We start from the raw sequence: 19,880 nt of genomic DNA on the forward strand, positions 1-19,880 counted from the left end.
GTCACCTGTATAACCAGTACGCAGTGCTTTCCACATTCGCACCGCTGAGAATGTAACGTTTAAGCGCGGCGGTGTTGCCCATCTGGGTCGCCACCCGCAGTGTCGATAGCCCGCGTTGCGCCGCCCAATGACGCGCCGCCTGCATCAGTTCATGACCGGCTCCGCGCCCGGCCAACAGGCCAATACGAGCATCCGTATCGTTGAGCTGACGCAGAGAAACAAACGCACGAATGTCGCCATCTGGCGCGCGGAAGAGCAGGCACTGATGGTCAAAGGTCCCCAGCACCGCGTTTTCGATCCATTGCGCGTAGAAACGACCGCTGGCGTCCGCAGCGTACCAGGGCGCGCGAAAACGGCTCATGGAAAAGGCCTCGGCCGCCAACTCGCGCAGCCGCGCAATATCGCTCTCAACGGCCCATTCGGCGCCGATGTCTGCAGGATTGCCGACTGGCAACGCCAGATCGACCTCGCCTTCCACCAGCTGGAAACCGAGCTGCTGCAGCGCATCAAGGCACGTGGTATCGCTGGCAGCAACTTTTGCCTGCACCCGCGACCATCCTGCCAGCGCTTCAGACGTCAGCAACGGCGCATGCTCGTCAAAGCGCACCATGGCGCTGTTGACGGCAAAGAAGCGGTTCACCCACTCCAGAGCTTCAATATTGGCGCGGACGGGCATGGGATGAGCCAGATACGAATGGGTCATGGCGCACACGTCTCACCGCCACACGCCTTTGGTGTCGATGATATAAGCCTGAGTCACCCTATCGCCGCTGACGGCTTTAAATTCTTTGTGGTCGACTAACATCACCAACACATCGGCGCTGGCCAGCGCTTCGTCGAGAGTTGCCAGCGTGCACAGGCCATCAAGTTTCTTCGGTAACGTGTGAATGTTGGGCTCAACGACTTGAGTCGCGCCGCTATGCCAACGCGCGATCTGCGCGGCGATTTCCATTGCCGGGCTTTCACGCAGGTCGTCAATGTTAGGTTTAAACGCCAGGCCAAAACAGGCAATCGTCAGTTCGCTGGCGCGTTTATTGCTGGCGTTCAGGCAGTCGGCGACCTGCGCTTTCACCTGATCGATAACCCATTCCGGCTTGTGATCGTTCACCTCGCGGGCGGTGCGGATCAGACGCGCCTGCTGCGGGTTTTGCGCCACGATAAACCACGGGTCAACGGCGATGCAGTGGCCGCCGACACCGGGGCCCGGCTGCAGAATGTTCACACGCGGGTGGCGATTCGCCAGGCGGATCAGTTCCCAAACATTAATCCCCTGATCGGCACAAATCAGCGACAGCTCATTAGCAAACGCGATATTAACGTCGCGGAAGCTGTTTTCGGTCAACTTGCACATCTCAGCGGTGCGCGAGTTGGTCACCACGCATTCGCCTTCCAGGAAAATCTTATACAATTCGCTGGCGCGGGCGGAACAGACCGGCGACATGCCGCCAATCACGCGATCGTTTTTGATGAGCTCGACCATCACCTGACCCGGCAGCACGCGCTCAGGGCAGTAAGCGATGTTCACGTCCGCCGCTTCGCCAGCCTGCTGCGGGAAACTGAGGTCCGGGCGCATTTCCGCCAGCCACTCCGCCATCTGTTCGGTCGCGCCGACTGGCGAGGTGGATTCCAGAATCACCAGCGCCCCTTTCTTCAGGGTGGACGCGATGGATTTGGCGGCAGACTCCACAAAGACCATATCCGGCTCATGCCCGCCTTTGAACGGCGTCGGCACAGCAATCAGGTAAGCATCAGATTCCACCGGCACGGTGGTGGCGCTTAAATACCCCTGCTCAACCGCGGTTTTCACCACGCTGGCTAGCTCTGGTTCGACGATATGAATCTCACCACGGTTAATGGTATCAACGGCGTGTTGATTAATGTCCACGCCAACCACCCGCCGTTGCCGGGAAGCAAATGCGGCAGCGGTTGGCAGACCAATATACCCAAGGCCAATCACTGAAATGGTAGAAAAACTCATAACGTTACCTGATTATTTTTAAGAGCGGATAAAATACGTTTGGTGGTCTCTGGTCTCACGCCAAATACAGTCAGTACTTTCACATCGATTCTCTTCGATTAGGTGATGAAGGCGCAGAGCGCTTCATCACGGGCCTCATTCATTGGACACGACGACGTGCTAACGCAACGCCTGCGCCGATGAGCGCGCCCACAATCCCCCACATCACCATCAGAAAGACCCGTCGCGGGCTATCGCGTTTTACAGGTTCTTCCGGTGTACGCAAATATCTGTAAGTCTGAAAACGCGGATCAAGCGTTGGACCAACATTTAGCGTGTTCAGCATGGCGCGGTTCTGGTCATAGTCGAGATCGAATTCGGGTCCCACAGCCTGCAGATTTTCCAGCCGTGCCTGTAGCATTGGCCGCCCGAGTAAGAAGAGTTCGGAGGCTGGCAGCTGTTCCGCCGGGACATCAGTCTCGCTACGGGAAATATTATGCTGCTGGGCGATTTTCAACGCCTGCTCCACGCTCTGGACGCGGCGGTTGTAGATCTCGCTCGCCACCTCTTCCTGACGCTTCACCTGCGCTTTCATCTGCACAGTACGCGCCGCCCAGGCCCCCTTCAGTTCGTCGTTAAGATGACCTGCCGCACGCTGGCTGGCAAAAGCGACGTACTGGCGCAGCAGATTATTGGCGTCCGGCGCGGTTTCCGCCGTTAGCTTGATGCTGTCATTGACGCTTTTCACGGGATCGCCGGGAATAAACAGAATGTCGTTAATCAGATCGTCAAGCATCGCGGCATCCGCGCGCGAGTTGCCCGACTGGCGTTGCTTGTAGTAATCAGTCTGCAACCAGAAGTCACGGCGGGTATCCCATGACGCCTGCTGCATAATGAACTCTTTGTACGCTTCATCCATGGCGGAAGGCTGATCTACCGAAGCCAGGTTGGCCTTGATATCCAGGTTACGTAAGAACTGCTGCTGCGAATAATATCCGCCCAGCATATTGACGGTTGGTCGGTCGGTAATCGCCGTCGCGCTCCACTCCTGGCGAGCAAAAAAGGAATAAATAAGAACGATCAGCGCGAATAACACGGCGATGCCGGCTATCCAGCCTTTTCCTGCCCATAAGGCGCGAAACAGCCCGCGAATATCCAGTTCGTTCTCAACGTTCACTGCTTGTGCTCCCGGTAATGGTTGAGTCATCACTTCCCCAGTTTTACTTGGTTAAATTTGGATTATTGCCGCTGTGTCGCCGAATTCTGCGTCTAATGCGCTTTACCAGGCGCGCCACTTTCCATGCGCGCTTAATGCAGTAGCCATAAAGTAAAAAAGCAAACAAAAAGAGTATTAACATCACCCATTCAGGAACAATACGGGTGTATTCCGCCACCACGCCAACCAGCGCCAGTAAAGCGGCAGCCAGCGTAATCAGGACAAAAGCCTGCCGGGAAGTAAACCCGGCACGCATGATCAAATGATGAATATGCTGACGGTCAGGGGAGAATGGGCTCATGCCTTTTCTCAGGCGACGATACATAATCGCCACCATATCCATCAACGGAATCGCGATAATCCACAGCGCGGTAACCGGGCTGATAGGATGCGTCTTACCCTGCGTCGTCTCCAACAGGATCCAGATAATGGTGAAGCCAATCATGGTGCTGCCGGCATCACCCATAAACACTTTATAACGACGACCGAGCGCGCCGAGGTTAAGTAAAATATAAGGCAGAATGGCGGCGATCATCGCAAAACACCACATAGCCAGGCTGTACTGGCCATCGAACCACAAGATGATGCCTGTTGCCGCGAAAGAGACGGAAGATAACCCGCCGAGCAGGCCGTCGATGCCATCCACCATATTGAAGGCGTTGATTGCCGCCCAAACGGCGAAAAGCGTGAGGAAAAAGCCAAAGGGGCCGAGCACCAGCTCCCATGAGCCGAAAATATAGCCAAGGCTGCTGAGATGCAGATTCCCTGCCGTCATCATGATAACGGCTATCGCGGCCTGAATGACCGCGCGAATTTTGACACTGATATCAAAACGGTCATCCAACGCTCCGACCAACACCAGCACGCCAGCGCAAGCCAGATACAGCGTGGCATGAGGGATATAATAATCCGCGATGGCAAAGGTAAAACAAATACCGGCATAAACTGAGATACCACCAACTAACGGAATCAAACCCTGATGCCGTTTCCGATAGTTTGGCTTATCCACCAACCCAATTTTTTTTGCTACTTTGCGGGCAACAAATATAAAAAGGGTCGTGAATAAGAAAACACTGATTAATTCAGTAATAGCAGTGAGTAAATTCACAACACATGTGCTCTCAGCATAGTTAATCCGGGGAGTATAACGACGATGTCTCCACTCCTGAAGGGGAAAAGCAGAACATTACAAATTTATTGTATATATTTTAGACTGTTAAAGTCCTTTCCGCTCTACCTGCCACACATATCATACGGCAACGCTGGCGGCGCTTTTCCCTACTGGATCATACAAAGCTACAAAACAAAACGCCACGCAATCGCGTGGCGTTTTTTCGGCGTATTCCGTCTTACGAGCGCTTCATCATGTCGAAGAAGTCATCGTTAGTTTTGGTCATCGCCAGTTTATTAATGAGGAATTCCATCGCGTCGATTTCACCCATTGGATGGATGATTTTACGCAGGATCCACATTTTCTGCAGCTCTTCCTGGGTGGTCAGCAGCTCTTCTTTACGGGTACCGGAACGGTTGTAGTCGATAGCCGGGAAGACGCGTTTTTCCGCAATCTTACGCGAGAGATGCAGTTCCATGTTACCGGTACCTTTGAACTCTTCGTAGATAACTTCATCCATTTTAGAGCCGGTATCGATAAGCGCAGTAGCGATGATAGTCAGGCTGCCGCCCTCTTCCACGTTACGCGCCGCGCCAAAGAAGCGCTTCGGACGGTGCAGGGCATTCGCATCCACACCACCGGTCAGGACTTTACCGGAAGCCGGAACCACGGTGTTATAGGCACGAGCCAGACGGGTAATGGAGTCGAGCAGAATAATAACGTCTTTTTTGTGCTCAACCAGACGCTTCGCCTTCTCGATAACCATCTCAGCGACCTGAACGTGACGAGATGCCGGTTCGTCGAAGGTAGAAGCGACAACTTCACCTTTAACCAGACGCTGCATCTCGGTCACTTCTTCCGGACGTTCGTCGATCAACAGAACCATCAGCACGCAGTCAGGGTGGTTGTAAGCGATGCTCTGCGCGATGTTCTGCAGCAGCATGGTTTTACCGGCTTTCGGCGGTGCGACGATCAGGCCACGCTGTCCGCGGCCAATCGGCGAAGCCAGATCCAGAACGCGAGCGGTTAAGTCTTCGGTAGAACCGTTACCGCGTTCCATACGCAGACGTGAATTCGCGTGCAGCGGCGTTAAGTTCTCGAACAGAATCTTGTTACGCGCGTTTTCAGGCTTGTCGTAGTTAACCTCATTAACTTTCAGCAGCGCAAAGTAACGTTCACCCTCTTTAGGAGGACGAATCTTACCGGAAATGGTGTCACCAGTGCGGAGGTTGAAGCGGCGGATTTGGCTGGGGGATACATAGATGTCGTCTGGACCGGCGAGGTAGGAGCTATCTGCTGAGCGGAGGAATCCAAATCCATCCTGCAGTATCTCCAGTACGCCATCGCCAAAGATATCTTCGCCACTCTTCGAATGCTGCTTGAGGATGGCAAAAATAATATCCTGCTTACGCATACGGGCCAGGTTTTCCAGCCCCATATTTTCGCCGAGAGTAATCAGCTCAGAAACCGGCGTATTCTTTAATTCGGTAAGATTCATAGTGGTGTGGGTTCTTAAACTCGGGGTAAATCTCGAACTTAATGTTGTGAATGGTATGGCAGGAACATCCATGCCTGTTAGCGGCTTCATCTCGTGTCTGTACGTTGCCTGGTCACAGGAAAGAACGCAGAACTGAAACGACAAGACGGAATTGAGTGATAAGCCCGGAATTATTAGCCTCACGCGCATAGTCTGCGGGACGCTTTGGGTAAAACAAGATTCAAACAATAGGTATGTTTAAAACGAAGTCTGGAATTAACTTAGCACGACTCAGGCCGGGCGTCCAGAGTTCCACAAAAAATAGGAATCCGGACGCCGGAATGGCAAACCGATTACGCCAGGTTGGCGTCGAGGAACTCTTTCAGTTGGCCTTTAGACAGTGCGCCGACTTTAGTCGCCGCCACTTCGCCGTTCTTGAACAGCAGCAGAGTCGGGATACCACGGATGCCGTATTTCGGCGCCGTGCCCGGGTTCTGATCGATGTTCAGTTTAGCCACGGTCAGTTTGCCCTGATACTCTTCAGCGATCTCATCCAGAATCGGGGCGATCATTTTGCACGGACCACACCACTCTGCCCAGAAATCGACGAGGGTCAGCCCGTCAGCCTTGAGTACGTCCGTGTCAAAACTGTCGTCAGTCAGGTGAATAATTTTATCGCTCATATATAACTCCACAGGAATAAGCCTGGTGTGTTGGTGTCGCGGCCATCAACGACGTGTCGATGCTACGTTATGCACGCTATTCTTCAGGATGCCTCTTTTATAAGCTACCTGCGCACAGGGATCCACCATGGACCACATGCACAGATGCTTAAGCGCACTGTCTGCAAATCTGCTTGCGGCAGATTTATCGCCCCCGTTGCGCTTAGTAGTCTAAGCTTTCCGGGATTCATTCAGTAGCCGGAGACGCACCTTGAATAATTTCGTATATAGCCAACGAAAGGTTGACGTTATTTCACCGGATACGCTTTCTTAATGCAATAGTTAGCTGATATTCTACCACACTATGAGCAAAACACATTTGACAGAACAGAAGTTTTCCGACTTCGCCCTGCACCCGGCAGTTGTCGAAGCCCTTGAAAAGAAAGGGTTTCATAATTGCACACCCATTCAGGCCCTCGCCCTTCCGCTGACGCTGGAAGGCCGCGATGTCGCCGGGCAGGCGCAAACCGGTACCGGTAAAACGATGGCGTTTCTGACGTCAACGTTTCATTATCTTCTCTCTCACCCGGCCATCGCAGACCGCCAGGTTAACCAACCGCGCGCGCTGATCATGGCGCCGACGCGCGAACTGGCGGTACAGATTCACGCTGATGCCGAGCCACTGGCAGAAGCGACCGGCCTGAAGCTGGGTCTGGCTTATGGCGGCGACGGCTACGATAAACAGCTGAAAGTGCTGGAAAGCGGCGTCGATATTCTGATCGGCACCACCGGTCGCCTGATCGATTACGCAAAACAGAACCACATTAACCTCGGCGCCATTCAGGTTGTCGTGCTGGACGAAGCCGATCGCATGTACGATCTCGGCTTTATTAAAGACATCCGCTGGCTGTTCCGCCGTATGCCGCCGGCCACTCAGCGCCTGAACATGCTGTTCTCCGCAACCTTGTCCTACCGCGTTCGCGAACTGGCGTTCGAACAAATGAACAACGCCGAATACGTCGAAGTCGAACCGGAACAGAAAACCGGCCACCGCATTAAAGAAGAGCTGTTCTATCCTTCCAACGAAGAAAAAATGCGCCTGCTGCAGACGCTGCTGGAAGAAGAATGGCCAGACCGCGCTATCGTTTTCGCCAACACCAAGCATCGCTGTGAAGATATCTGGGGTCATCTGGCGGCAGACGGTCATCGCGTAGGCCTGTTGACCGGTGACGTGGCGCAGAAAAAACGCCTGCGTATTCTCGAAGAGTTCACCCGCGGCGATCTCGACATTCTGGTTGCGACTGACGTTGCCGCCCGCGGCCTGCACATCCCGGCCGTTACCCACGTCTTTAACTATGACCTGCCGGACGACTGCGAAGACTACGTCCACCGCATCGGCCGTACCGGTCGCGCGGGCGCCAGCGGGCACTCCATCAGTCTGGCCTGCGAAGAGTACGCGCTGAACTTACCGGCAATCGAAACCTATATCGGCCATTCGATCCCAGTCAGCAAGTACAATCCAGATGCACTGATGACCGATCTGCCGAAGCCGCTGCGCCTGACGCGCACCCGCCCGGGTAATGGTCCGCGCCGTAACGGCCCGCCTCGTAATCGTCGTCGTTCAGGTTAAACATCTATGTCATACGCTAAATCTTTCAGGATGCGCCCGGGAGTCAATCCCAGGCAACGCGCTCAGATAAGTGGATCGGGCGCCAGCGCCCAGTCGACACAGGAGCGGCCTGAAAGATGAAGAGTATGAGCTCCACCTCGCTATATGCCGCCATCGACCTTGGTTCCAATAGTTTTCATATGTTGGTGGTGCGCGAGGTGGCGGGCAGCATCCAGACCCTGAGCCGCATCAAGCGCAAGGTCCGTCTGGCCGCCGGCCTGAATAACGACAACGCGCTGTCTGCAGAAGCGATGGAGCGTGGCTGGCAATGCTTGCGCCTGTTTGCTGAACGTTTGCAGGATATCCCTCCGGCGCAAATTCGCGTCGTCGCTACCGCTACGCTGCGTCTGGCGGTTAATGCCGGCGAGTTTCTGGCGAAAGCGCAGAAAATCCTCGGTTGCCCCGTCCAGGTGATCAGCGGCGAAGAAGAAGCGCGCCTGATCTATCAAGGCGTAGCGCATACCACCGGCGGCGCCGATCAGCGCCTGGTCGTGGATATCGGCGGCGCCAGCACCGAACTGGTAACCGGCACCGGCGCGCAAACCACCTCGCTTTTCAGTCTGTCGATGGGCTGCGTCACCTGGCTTGAGCGGTATTTCGCCGACCGTAGTCTGACCAAAGAAAACTTCGATCTCGCCGAAGCCGCGGCGCGCGATGTACTGCGCCCAATCGCCGATGTCCTGCGTTATCACGGCTGGAAAGTGTGCGTCGGCGCATCCGGTACCGTACAGGCGCTGCAGGAAATTATGATGGCGCAAGGAATGGATGAACGTATCACCCTGACCAAGCTGCAGCAGCTTAAGCAGCGCGCCATTCAATGCGGCCGTCTCGAAGAACTGGAAATCGAAGGGTTAACGCTCGAACGCGCATTGGTATTTCCGAGCGGGCTCGCCATTCTGATCGCTATCTTCAGCGAATTGAATATTCAGTGCATGACCCTGGCGGGCGGCGCATTACGCGAAGGCCTGGTTTACGGCATGCTGCATCTCTCCGTCGATCAGGATATCCGCAGCCGTACGCTGCGCAATATTCAGCGCCGCTTTATGATCGACACCGAACAGGCGCAACGGGTGGCCAATCTTGCCACCCAGTTGGTCGATCAGTTGGATAATAACTGGCTGCTGGATCCGCTAAGCCGTGATTTACTCATCAGCGCCTGCGCGCTGCATGAAATCGGGCTGAGCGTTGATTTCAAACGCGCGCCACAGCATGCGGCCTATCTGGTGAATAACCTCGACCTGCCCGGCTTTACCCCGGCGCAGAAAAAGCTTATCGCCACGCTGCTGCTTAACCAGACCAACGCCATCGACCTTTCTTCACTCCATCAGCAAAACGCGGTACCGCCGCGCATTGCCGAACATTTATGCCGTCTGCTACGGCTGGCGATTCTGTTTGCCAGCCGCCGTCGCGACGATCTCCTGCCGACAATTCAGCTCGCCGCGGACGATGAAAAGCTGACGCTGACGCTGCCGGATGACTGGCTGGAGGAACATCCGCTGGGCCGGGAAATGGTCGAGCAAGAGTGTCAGTGGCAAAGTTATGTTCACTGGGCGCTACTGCTCAACAATGGCGATGCGGCAAGGTAGCCCCCGCCGGGTCATATATATCGCCAAAGGGATTAACCCTTTTTCGCCTTCGCCAGCATCGCCTTAATATTCGCGACGTTGGCCTGGCCTTTATGCATCCGCTCTTCTGCTGAAATCACCTTCCGCTCTTGCTCCCAAATCAGATCGTCCTGCGGGAGTTCCAGCAGAAAACGGCTCGGCTCCGGGCGCACCAGCTCGCCATACTGCCGACGTTCCTTACACAACGTGAAGATCAGCTCTTTCTGCGCCCGGGTGATGCCGACGTAGGCCAGACGGCGCTCTTCATCAACGTTATCTTCATCAATGCTGCTCTGGTGCGGCAACAGCCCCTCTTCCATTCCGACCAGGTAAACATACGGGAACTCCAGTCCTTTTGAGGCGTGGAGGGTCATCAGTTGGACCTGATCCAACTCTTCGTCCGATTCACCGCGTTCCATCATGTCGCGCAAGGTGAAGCGAGTGACCACCTGCGTTAGCGTCATCGGTTCATCAATCTCGCTGCCTTCCAGCATCTCAGTCATCCAGGTAAACAGCTGGTTGACGTTTTTCATCCGCATTTCTGCGGCTTTCGGGCTGGGCGAGGTTTCATACAACCAGGATTCATAATCAATCCCGCGAATCAAATCACGCACGGCGGCAACCGGCTCGCGCTCGGTCAACTGCTGAATTTCCCGTAGCCAGTGGGTGAAACGGGTGAGAGATTCGTACCCGCGCCCGGTGAGCGTCTGGCTTAACCCCATATCAAAGCTGGCGGTGAACAAGCCTTTGTTGCGGCTCATCGCCCATTCACCGAGCTTTTGCAACGTCGCCGGGCCAATCTCGCGCTTTGGCGTATTGACGATTCGCAGGAAGGCGCTGTCGTCATCCGGATTGGTCAACACGCGCAGATAGGCCAGCAGGTCTTTAATTTCCGGACGTGAGAAAAACGAGGTGCCGCCGGAGATTTTGTACGGAATGCGGTTCTGCATCAGCATCTTTTCAAAGACGCGCGACTGATGGTTGCCGCGATAGAGGATCGCGTAATCTTTATAGTCGGTTTTATTAATAAAGTGATGGGCGATCAGCTCGCCGGCAACGCGCTCCGCTTCATGATCTTCGTTGTTAGCGGAAAGCACTTTCAGTTCGGTGCCGTAACCCAGTTCAGAGAACAGCCGCTTTTCAAAGACGTGCGGGTTATTAGCGATCAGAATGTTAGCGGCTTTCAGTATTCGCCCGGAAGAGCGGTAGTTCTGCTCAAGCTTGATCACCTGCAACGCCGGGAAGTCCTGACTAAGCAGCACCAGGTTCTGCGGCCGCGCGCCGCGCCACGAGTAGATCGACTGATCATCGTCGCCCACCACGGTAAAGCGCGCGCGCTGCCCCACCAGCAGCTTCACCAGTTCATACTGGCTGGTGTTGGTATCCTGATACTCATCCACCAGCAGGTAACGGATCTTATTCTGCCAGCGTTCGCGCACCTCTTCATTACGCTGCAGCAACAGCGTCGGCAGCAGGATCAGATCGTCGAAATCAAGGACATTGCAGGCCTTCATGTGCGCGTCGTACAGCCCATAACAGTGAGCGAAGATACGATCCCGCTCGCCTTTCGCGCCTGCCGCCGCCTGCGCGGGCGTTTTCAGATCGTTTTTCCAATTGGAGATCGTCGAGATCAGCTGCTGCAACACCACTTTGTCATCTTCGATCAACCCTTCGGTCAGCTCTTTAAGCAAAGCAACCTGATCAGTATCATCGAACAGCGAAAAGTTAGACTTCATTCCCAGCGCGGCATATTCGCGCTTGATGATATCCAGCCCCAGGGTGTGGAAGGTGGAAATCATCAAGCCGCGCACCTCTTTGCGCCCCAGCGTTTGCCCGACGCGTTCTTTCATTTCGCGCGCGGCTTTGTTGGTAAAGGTCACGGCCGCGATATGGCGCGCCTGATAGCCGCAGCCGCGGATCAGGTGGGCGATTTTATTGGTAATAACGCGGGTCTTACCGGAACCGGCGCCCGCCAGCACCAGGCACGGTCCGGTAACGAATTCGACGGCTTGTTGTTGGCCAGGGTTTAAACGCATGGGAATATTGCTCAATCTTCGAACGGGGTGTGGATTGTAGCAGAAAGCGGGGCCGAGATTTACCGGCGGATGGTAAAGTGTCAGCCACGCAATTCATCCTGAGAACCTGACCATGGCAAAAAGCGCAGCAGCCCTGCATATTCTGGTAAAAGAAGAGAAACTGGCGCAGGAGATCCTCGCCAAACTGGAACGCGGCGTCAGCTTCGATCATCTGGCGAAGCGCTACTCAAAGTGTCCATCAGGACGCAACGGCGGTGATTTAGGCGAATTCCAACAGGGGGTGATGGTCGGCCCGTTCGATAAAGCCGTCTTCAGTTGCCCGTTGCTCAAGCCCTATGGACCGGTGCAAACCAAATTTGGCTACCATATCATCAAGGTGCTGTATCGCCGTTAACGCGTGCTACTATGGCGCCCTGATTTATCCCAACTCAATCAAGGCGCAATCATGGCTAAAACAGCGGCAGCACTGCACATTCTGGTAAAAGAAGAGAAACTGGCTCTCGATCTGCTTGAGCAGCTTAAAAATGGCGCCGACTTCGGCAAGCTGGCGAAGAAACACTCAATCTGCCCGTCAGGAAAACGCGGCGGCGATCTGGGTGAATTCCGCCAGGGCCAGATGGTCCCGGCATTCGATAAAGTGGTCTTCTCCTGCCCGGAACTGGAGCCAACTGGCCCACTGCATACCCAGTTTGGCTACCACATTATCAAAGTGCTGTACCGTAAGTAAGGTGTATCCCGGCGTCGCTTTGCTCGGCCGGGCTACCGGTCGTTTGTAGCCCGGCCGAGCAAAGCGACGCCGGGTTTTTTATTTCTGCGATTGCAGCGTCTGCTGGGCGTTATGTTTCATCACGTGGGTGCTAACCGCCGCCTGGAACACCTTAAACATCAAGCCATTAATCAGCGTGGTGATAGTAATCACGATAAACGCCGTCATCACCCAGTCAATCAGCGCAAAGCCGCTGTTCAACAGCGCCGGGCGATATACCGCCATCCCGCCAAATACCACCCAGTGACTTAGGCAGTAGAAGCAGTGGAACAAGTGCCCCATTAGCACGTTCTTTTTCGTCGTCCATTCACGAAACGCGGCAAACAACTCCGTCTGCGTCACCGTCATCGAAATACTGCTCGCCGCCATCGCAATCATCAGGCAGGTGGTTAAATTTTCAATCATGGTCGTGGCCTTGGTCGTTGAAGTAGCTAATAAATTCGCTGCCGATATCCTGTAGCGTCAGGCGCTTAAAGCGATCGAGGATCAGCGTCTGCGCATCGGCGAGCGTCTCTGACATCACCCGGTTTACCCCCTGCTCCACCAGGCACAGCGGGTTTTCGCTGCGGTTGCCAATCGCAAACAGCGTCGGCGACCCCAGCGCGAAATAGATATCGTGCAGCGTCACTTCGTTGGCCGGACGACATAGCCGCCAACCGCCGTTATGCCCTTTGGTTGCACAGACGATTTTGTTTTCGCGTAATCCGGCCAGCAGCTTGCGGATAAATGCCGGGTTGCCGTCGATAAAATCAGCCATCTGCTCCGAAGTAAGAGGTTTATCGACCTGCTCCATATGCAGCAGGATGTGTAATGTCGCTGAGAATGAGTTATTTATTTTCATGTAACTTACGATATTACATTAAGAGTTATACGGCAACCTCTCGTGTGCAGAAAATAATCATCATCTTGATTAAAAAAGGTTTTAAGCGAATTAAAAAAGAAAACCCGGCGGCGCTTGCGCGTCACCGGGCTGGTAGAGATGTATTTAAGGATTAACCAGCGACTGCGATGCGCTTCATATCCGTCATATAACCGCGCAGTTTTTTACCTACCGCTTCGATAGCGTGGCTGCGAATCGCTTCGTTCACGTCACGCAGCTGAGCGTTGTCTACCGCGCCTTCGGCAATCGCTTTACCCAGATCGCCGGTCTGCAGCGTGGTCATGAACTCTTTCAGCAGCGGTACGCAAGCGTAAGAGAACAGGTAGTTACCGTATTCTGCGGTATCGGAGATAACCACGTTCATTTCGTACAGACGCTTACGGGCAATGGTGTTAGCGATCAGCGGCAGTTCGTGCAGTGATTCGTAGTAAGCAGACTCTTCGATGATGCCGGAATCAACCATGGTTTCGAACGCCAGCTCAACGCCCGCTTTCACCATCGCAATCATCAGTACGCCTTTATCGAAGTACTCCTGCTCGCCGATTTTGCCTTCAAACTGCGGCGCGGTTTCGAACGCGGTTTTACCGGTCTCTTCACGCCAGGTCAGCAAGTTTTTGTCGTCGTTCGCCCAGTCAGCCATCATACCGGAGGAGAATTCACCGGAGATGATGCCGTCCATGTGTTTCTGGAACAGCGGCGCCATGATCTCTTTCAGCTGTTCTGACAGCGCATAAGCGCGCAGTTTTGCCGGGTTAGACAGGCGGTCCATCATCAGGGTGATGCCGCCCTGCTTCAGCGCTTCGGTGATGGTTTCCCAGCCGAACTGAATCAGTTTTTCTGCGTAAGCGGCATCGGTGCCTTCAGCCACCAGCTTGTCGAAGCACAGCAGAGAACCGGCCTGCAGCATACCGCACAGGATAGTCTGCTCGCCCATCAGGTCAGATTTCACTTCCGCAACGAAGGAGGATTCCAGTACGCCAGCACGGTGACCACCGGTTGCCGCGGCCCAGGCTTTAGCGATCGCCATACCTTCGCCTTTCGGATCGTTTTCCGGGTGAACCGCAATCAGGGTCGGAACCCCGAAACCACGTTTGTACTCTTCACGCACTTCGGTACCCGGGCACTTCGGCGCCACCATCACTACGGTGATGTCTTTACGGATCTGCTCGCCCACTTCGACGATGTTGAAACCGTGAGAATAACCCAGCGCCGCGCCGTCTTTCATCAGCGGCTGTACGGAACGCACCACGTCGGAGTGCTGTTTGTCCGGCGTCAGGTTAACCACCAGGTCAGCCTGCGGGATCAGCTCTTCATAGGTACCGACTTTGAAGCCGTTTTCGGTCGCTTTACGCCAGGACGCGCGCTTCTCGGCAATCGCTTCTTTACGCAGAGCGTAGGAGATATCCAGACCAGAGTCACGCATGTTCAGGCCCTGGTTCAGGCCCTGAGCGCCACAGCCGACGATGACCACTTTTTTACCCTGAAGGTAGCTTGCGCCATCGGCGAATTCGTCGCGGCCCATGAAGCGACATTTGCCCAGCTGTGCCAGCTGCTGGCGCAGATTCAGTGTATTAAAGTAGTTAGCCATGATGGTGTACTCCGTGATGTTGTGTGTCTTATTGTTCGGTTCGCGTTTCAGCGAGAATGAACCCACATTACAACAGGAAATTTATTGCGGAAATTGATATATTCACAACGTTACATTGCAATTTATGCAACATTGAAAACCGGAGACTCGTCTGTGAATTTACGCGATCTAAAAACCTTCCTGCATCTGGCGGAAAGCCGCCACGTTGAGGTGTTCAGGAAAGTTATTCTGGTTTAATAAGTACGCATGAAATACATGTTATTCATATATGTTCGTTTTACACAATACAACATTCTCACCTGCTTACCCTCTCCACCGGGCAGGTAAGCAATAACATTTAGCCAGCAAAAAAACCAACAAAGCACCATCATCCAAATGAATAATGAAAACATCATCCATTATTTTAAAATAACCATAAAAACTTCAGAATATATATTATATAAAGAAATAACCCGGCATCACAAATAGCGCCATGAACACGGACTGTTTAATTTTACCCGCATATCTGCCCAACACAAACACTGCTCACCAAAAGCACCAATAACATACTGATTTAACTACATTAAAAAATAAAAAAACCGAAGGGGTTTAAGCTATTAATCTGGTTTTTTAACACCTTAAAGCCCTAGGCAAATTCCGAATAACAAATTATGTCATTGACTCTTTTTTTCAAAAAAAACATCCTACCCCCGAATTAATATATCTATGGTGAAATCATTGAGCTAATTTTATCTTATAGCAATTGGGCTGTTGTCATTCATCGTGGCATTCGCTCCACTTAATTTAAGACTGAATCTTTCTGGTTGATAAGCAATATATCAATAAGGTTATTTTTTATCATTTTACCGGCGAGCAATAATTTCATTATTCAATGGATGTGTTAGTTCTCAGGCCCCATTCATATGGCAATGAAACCGCCATTTCAGCAACCAGGGAATGGCTTTATGTTAGTTAAATTAATTAAGGAAAATCATGAAAAAGGTAATGATTGCTGCCGCGCTGGCTTCCATCGTATCAGGTTCTGCACTGGCGGCTGTAACCACCCCTGGCGGTACGATTCATTTCAAGGGGTTTATCACTGAAGATGGGTGTTCGGTCAGCACCAGCGCTAACGAGCCGGTTTCATTAGGCACCGTTCAGAAATCTGCTTTCACCACTTCCGGTGATGTTTCTACAAAGGTTCCGTTCAAAATTGAATTGACGAACTGCCCGGCAAGCTTCATCACGGCCGCAGTAACCTTTAAGGGAACTGAATCCAGCACCGCAGGCGTACTGGCACTGGACACCACAACCAGTACCGCTGAAGGCGTGGGTATCCGGATCTCTGATGATAAAGGCAAGGATGTGGATATCAACTCCGCCAGCGACCCTTATGCCCTGACCGCCGGTGGCGGCAGTACTACGCTCAATTTTGACGCTCAGTACTACGCACTCGTCGATAATGCCGATATCACCGCAGGTCAGGCCGATGGCATCGTCGACTTTGACATGACCTACAACTAAGCATTTTTGCTGTAGAGAGTGTTAACCCAACCAGCTGGTGATCTTGCCAGCTGGTTATTTCTACCGTTTCCAGCGGAGTGAAGTGTATGAAATGTCGTCTTATGGGAGTCGCAGTGGTGTTAATGGCGGCGGCCAGCGTTGCTCAGGCTGGCGTGGTGATTGGCGCGACGCGCTTAATTTACGACGGCGGTAAGAAAGAGTCTTCCCTGAATGTCAATAACCCCGACAAGGTGCCGTATCTGATCCAGTCGTGGGTGAGCACCCAGGACAGCGGCACAGAAAAGGCCCCCTTTGTTATCACCCCACCACTGTTCCGTCTGAATGGCGGGGAAGGCAATATTCTGCGCGTGGTGCGGGCGGGCGGGAATTTACCGGAAGACCGGGAGTCGCTGTACTGGATGAATATTAAATCGATCCCGACGGCCTCAACGGATGAGCAAAAAAGCCAGTTACAGATTGCGGTCAACAGCAGGATGAAGCTGATTTATCGCCCTAAAGGCCTTAAAGGCGCACCGGACGAACGCGCCGGTGAACTGAAATGGCAACGCACAGGCGATCAGCTTCAGGTAACAAACCCGACCCCGTTTTATATGAACTTCTACTCCATCACCGTCGGGGGTAACACGTTGAAAAAGGTTACCTTTGTCCCACCGATGGGGCACACCAGCTTCCCGCTACCCAAGGGCGCTGGCAACGGTATCCACTGGAAAGTGATCAATGACTATGGCGGCATTGGCGAGGATCACGCCGCGTCACTGTAGCCGATATAACCCTGCCTGTTATTTAAACCTGACGGCGAGAAACACGCGATATGGAAATAATACGTTGGCCCGTTCAGCAGCGGCGGTTTTTTTTCGCCGTAAACAAGGTGATTTACCGGGGCACGCTACAGGCCATGTTACTCAGTTGGCCCCTTCTGGGTGCTCAGGCGCGGGATTATTTTAACCCCGCGTTTCTGAAAACCGGCCCTGCACAACAGGCAAACGCCGACCTGTCGGTATTCGAAGAGAACGGCGCACAGTCGCCGGGAACCTACCGCGTCGATATTTACCTTAATAAAGACAAGTTCGATACCCGCGACGTCGTGTTTAAGTTCATCAAAGGCAACGATGGCAAAGAGACGCTGCAACCCTGCATCAGCGTCGCCACGCTAGCGGAGATGGGGGTAAAAACCGCGTCCTTCCCCGCGTTGGGCAGCACAGAGGCCGAATGCGCGAATCTGGCGGCGATCCCGCAGTCCAGCGCGACATTTCGCTTTAACGTGCAGCAGTTGTTACTCAGTATGCCGCAAGCCGCCGTGTCGCAGAATGCGCGCGGTTATGTCCCGGAATCTCAGTGGGATGAAGGGATCACCGCGCTGCTGCTGAACTACAGCTTGAGCGGCGCCAATAATTACACCCGCACAAACGACAGCCAGGACAGCGACAGCCAGTACGTCAACCTGCGGCCGGGGATCAACATCGGCCCGTGGCGCCTGCGCAATTACACCACCTGGAACCGCGACAGCAACGGGCAAGACAAATGGGATACCGTATATACCTATGTCCAGCGCGACATCATTCGGCTGAAAAGTCAGCTAACGCTGGGAGAGAGCAGCTCACCCGCCGATATTTTTGACAGCGTCCCCTTTCGTGGCGGGCAGCTCGCCTCTGACGACGACATGCTCCCGGACAGTCTGAAAGGTTATGCCCCCGTGGTGCGCGGTATCGCCCGCAGCAATGCGCAGGTCACGGTTCGTCAGAATGGTTATACCATCTACCAGACCTACGTCACGCCGGGCGCATTTGAAATTACCGATATGTACCCCACTGGCAGCAGCGGCGACCTGAACGTGACGATCAAAGAAGCGGATGGTAGCGAGCAGCAGCTGGTGGTGCCGTTTGCCTCTCTGCCGGTACTGCAACGCGAAGGGCGGCTTAAATATTCAATCACCGGCGGGCAATACCGCGCTTATGACAACAGCGTGGATAAAACCGGCTTTGGCCAGGCCACGGGGATTTACGGTTTACCTTTTGGTGTCACGCTTTACGGCGGCGGGCAGTTCGCCGGCCACTACCAGTCACTGGCGTTTGGGGCAGGGAAAAATATGGAGACACTGGGGGCTATCTCCACCGACGTGACGCAATCGTGGTCCACGCAGAAAGACCGTCAGAAGCAACAAGGGCAGTCCTGGCGTATTCGTTACAGCAAAGATCTCCTCGACACGGGCACCAATATCACCATTGCCGGTTATCGTTATTCCACCTCCGGGTATTACACGCTATCGGAAGTGCTGGATACCTACAACAACGACAGCGATTCCACAGTGACCGATCGCCGCCGTAACCGGGCTGAAATGACGCTGAGCCAGACACTGTGGGACGACGCTGGATCGCTGTCGTTAAACCTGGTCAGCGAGGACTACTGGAACAGCCAGCAGAGCATGCGCTCGATAGGCGTGGGATACAGCAACAGCTGGCAGTACTTCAGCTACAACCTGAACTACAGCTACAACCGCAACACCCAGGACAGCGGCAATGGTGGGAAACGGTACGACAACGATCAGCAGTTTTCCCTCAACATCAGTATTCCGCTGGACAGCTGGATGAGCAGTACCTACGCCGACTACAGCATGAACACCAGCCAGCAGGGCAATACCACCAATAACGTCGGGCTGAGTGGCTCGGCGCTGGCGGATAATAACCTGAGCTGGAGCGTATCGGAGGGTTACGGCAGCCAGGGAGAAGGCAACAGCGGCAACATGAGCGCCGATTACCGGGGCACCTACGCCGAGGTAAACGCGGCCTACGCCTACGACAGGGATATGCAGCGGGTGAACTACGGCCTGCAAGGGGGGATCGTCGCGCACGCCAACGGCATAACGCTGGGGCAATCGCTGAATGACACCATCGCCCTGGTGGCGGCGCAGGGCGCGGGCGGCGTTGGCGTCACCAACCAGACCGGGGTGAGCACGGATTTTCGCGGCTATGCCATTGTGCCTTACGTCAGCCCGTATCGTAAAACCCAGATATCGCTGAACACCGAAATGCTCCCCGATGATGTCGATATCGAAACCGCGAGCCAGAATGTCGTGCCGACGCGCGGCGCGGTGGTGCGGGCGAGCTTTAACGCCAGCGTGGGGCAGCGCGTGATGATGACGTTAGTCCGCCAGGACGGAGGCAGCATTCCTTTTGGCGCGATGGTGAGCGATCCCACGCAGAAAACGCAGGCGTTTATCGTCGGCGATGGCGGCCAGGTGTATCTGACCGGGCTGGCGGAGAGCGGAAAACTGACGGTGAAATGGGGCAGCGACGCCGGGCAGCAGTGCCAGGTGGATTACCAGTTGAAGCAAACAGAGGCCTCCGGCTTACAGATGCTCCAGGCGATGTGCCGGTAACGACGCCACCAGCCGTTTCTATTTTATAAGGAAGA

At 54.1% G+C, this 19,880-nt stretch carries 17 protein-coding genes and 1 pseudogene; 8 read left to right on the forward strand and 10 right to left on the reverse strand.

The window, feature by feature from the left end; translation table 11 throughout:
- Position 1 precedes the first annotated feature (1 nt).
- The 6 genes from rffC to trxA form a co-directional block, all read right to left on the reverse strand.
- A complete protein-coding gene (gene rffC, locus PYR66_23065) occupies positions 2-676 on the reverse strand; it encodes a dTDP-4-amino-4,6-dideoxy-D-galactose acyltransferase (protein ID WEF30533.1) in 675 nt (224 codons plus the stop codon).
- 39 nt (positions 677-715) lie between these two features.
- Positions 716-1,978 (reverse strand): UDP-N-acetyl-D-mannosamine dehydrogenase, encoded by a 1,263-nt coding sequence (gene wecC, locus PYR66_23070; protein ID WEF28095.1) that lies wholly within the window; start codon positions 1,976-1,978, stop codon positions 716-718.
- A 139-nt stretch (positions 1,979-2,117) separates the two neighbouring features.
- Complete coding sequence (wzzE, locus tag PYR66_23075) at positions 2,118-3,164, reverse strand: ECA polysaccharide chain length modulation protein (protein ID WEF28096.1); 1,047 nt, start codon at positions 3,162-3,164, stop codon at positions 2,118-2,120.
- A gap of 13 nt (positions 3,165-3,177) precedes the next feature.
- A complete protein-coding gene (gene wecA / locus PYR66_23080) occupies positions 3,178-4,281 on the reverse strand; it encodes a UDP-N-acetylglucosamine--undecaprenyl-phosphate N-acetylglucosaminephosphotransferase (protein ID WEF28097.1) in 1,104 nt (367 codons plus the stop codon).
- Positions 4,282-4,522: 241 nt separating this feature from the next.
- Positions 4,523-5,782 carry a transcription termination factor Rho gene (gene rho / locus PYR66_23085; protein ID WEF28098.1) on the reverse strand — a complete coding sequence of 420 codons (1,260 nt, stop codon included), beginning with the start codon at positions 5,780-5,782 and terminating at the stop codon, positions 4,523-4,525.
- 332 nt (positions 5,783-6,114) lie between these two features.
- Positions 6,115-6,444: a thioredoxin TrxA gene (trxA, locus tag PYR66_23090; protein WEF28099.1), complete on the reverse strand. Its 330-nt coding sequence runs from the start codon at positions 6,442-6,444 to the stop codon at positions 6,115-6,117.
- A gap of 343 nt (positions 6,445-6,787) precedes the next feature.
- Between trxA and rhlB the strand changes: the two genes are divergently transcribed.
- Together rhlB and gppA are read left to right on the forward strand one after the other, a co-directional pair.
- Positions 6,788-8,053 (forward strand): ATP-dependent RNA helicase RhlB, encoded by a 1,266-nt coding sequence (gene rhlB / locus PYR66_23095; protein ID WEF28100.1) that lies wholly within the window; start codon positions 6,788-6,790, stop codon positions 8,051-8,053.
- 116 nt (positions 8,054-8,169) lie between these two features.
- Positions 8,170-9,678: a guanosine-5'-triphosphate,3'-diphosphate diphosphatase gene (gppA, locus tag PYR66_23100; GenBank protein ID WEF28101.1), complete on the forward strand. Its 1,509-nt coding sequence runs from the start codon at positions 8,170-8,172 to the stop codon at positions 9,676-9,678.
- A 32-nt stretch (positions 9,679-9,710) separates the two neighbouring features.
- Here gppA and rep read toward each other — a convergent pair whose 3' ends face one another.
- The gene (gene rep / locus PYR66_23105) at positions 9,711-11,732 is read right to left on the reverse strand and encodes a DNA helicase Rep (GenBank protein ID WEF28102.1); all 2,022 of its coding nucleotides are present in this window, start codon (positions 11,730-11,732) and stop codon (positions 9,711-9,713) included.
- A 112-nt stretch (positions 11,733-11,844) separates the two neighbouring features.
- Between rep and ppiC (PYR66_23110) the strand changes: the two genes are divergently transcribed.
- Together ppiC (PYR66_23110) and ppiC (PYR66_23115) are read left to right on the forward strand one after the other, a co-directional pair.
- Entirely contained in the window at positions 11,845-12,126 is a 282-nt protein-coding gene (ppiC, locus tag PYR66_23110) for a peptidylprolyl isomerase PpiC (GenBank protein ID WEF28103.1), read from the forward strand.
- A 51-nt stretch (positions 12,127-12,177) separates the two neighbouring features.
- Positions 12,178-12,459, forward strand: coding sequence for a peptidylprolyl isomerase PpiC (ppiC, locus tag PYR66_23115; GenBank protein WEF28104.1), 282 nt, complete (start codon positions 12,178-12,180; stop codon positions 12,457-12,459).
- Between the two features lie 78 nt (positions 12,460-12,537).
- On the opposite strand, the gene PYR66_23120 is transcribed toward ppiC (PYR66_23115), so the two are convergent.
- The 3 genes from PYR66_23120 to ilvC form a co-directional block, all read right to left on the reverse strand.
- Positions 12,538-12,903, reverse strand: a complete 366-nt coding sequence (locus PYR66_23120; protein ID WEF28105.1) for a DUF1360 domain-containing protein — start codon at positions 12,901-12,903, stop codon at positions 12,538-12,540.
- A complete protein-coding gene (locus tag PYR66_23125) occupies positions 12,896-13,339 on the reverse strand; it encodes an Rrf2 family transcriptional regulator (protein ID WEF28106.1) in 444 nt (147 codons plus the stop codon). The genes PYR66_23120 and PYR66_23125 overlap by 8 nt, the downstream gene beginning before the upstream one ends.
- Before the next feature lie 151 nt (positions 13,340-13,490).
- Positions 13,491-14,966: a ketol-acid reductoisomerase gene (gene ilvC / locus PYR66_23130; GenBank protein WEF28107.1), complete on the reverse strand. Its 1,476-nt coding sequence runs from the start codon at positions 14,964-14,966 to the stop codon at positions 13,491-13,493.
- An 84-nt stretch (positions 14,967-15,050) separates the two neighbouring features.
- On the opposite strand from ilvC, the pseudogene PYR66_23135 reads away from it, so the two are divergent.
- The 4 genes and pseudogenes from PYR66_23135 to PYR66_23150 all read left to right on the forward strand — a co-directional run bounded on the left by PYR66_23135 (position 15,051) and on the right by PYR66_23150 (position 19,845).
- Positions 15,051-15,170 (forward strand): annotated as a pseudogene (locus PYR66_23135) (HTH-type transcriptional activator IlvY).
- Between the two features lie 768 nt (positions 15,171-15,938).
- Entirely contained in the window at positions 15,939-16,469 is a 531-nt protein-coding gene (locus PYR66_23140; protein ID WEF28108.1) for a fimbrial protein, read from the forward strand.
- 86 nt (positions 16,470-16,555) lie between these two features.
- Positions 16,556-17,230 carry a molecular chaperone gene (locus tag PYR66_23145; GenBank protein WEF28109.1) on the forward strand — a complete coding sequence of 225 codons (675 nt, stop codon included), beginning with the start codon at positions 16,556-16,558 and terminating at the stop codon, positions 17,228-17,230.
- Positions 17,231-17,364: 134 nt separating this feature from the next.
- Positions 17,365-19,845, forward strand: a complete 2,481-nt coding sequence (locus PYR66_23150; protein WEF28110.1) for a fimbrial biogenesis outer membrane usher protein — start codon at positions 17,365-17,367, stop codon at positions 19,843-19,845.
- The last annotated feature ends 35 nt before the right edge of the window (positions 19,846-19,880 follow it).

The organism is Klebsiella aerogenes, assembly GCA_029027985.1.
GTDB classification, from domain to species: domain Bacteria; phylum Pseudomonadota; class Gammaproteobacteria; order Enterobacterales; family Enterobacteriaceae; genus Klebsiella; species Klebsiella aerogenes_A.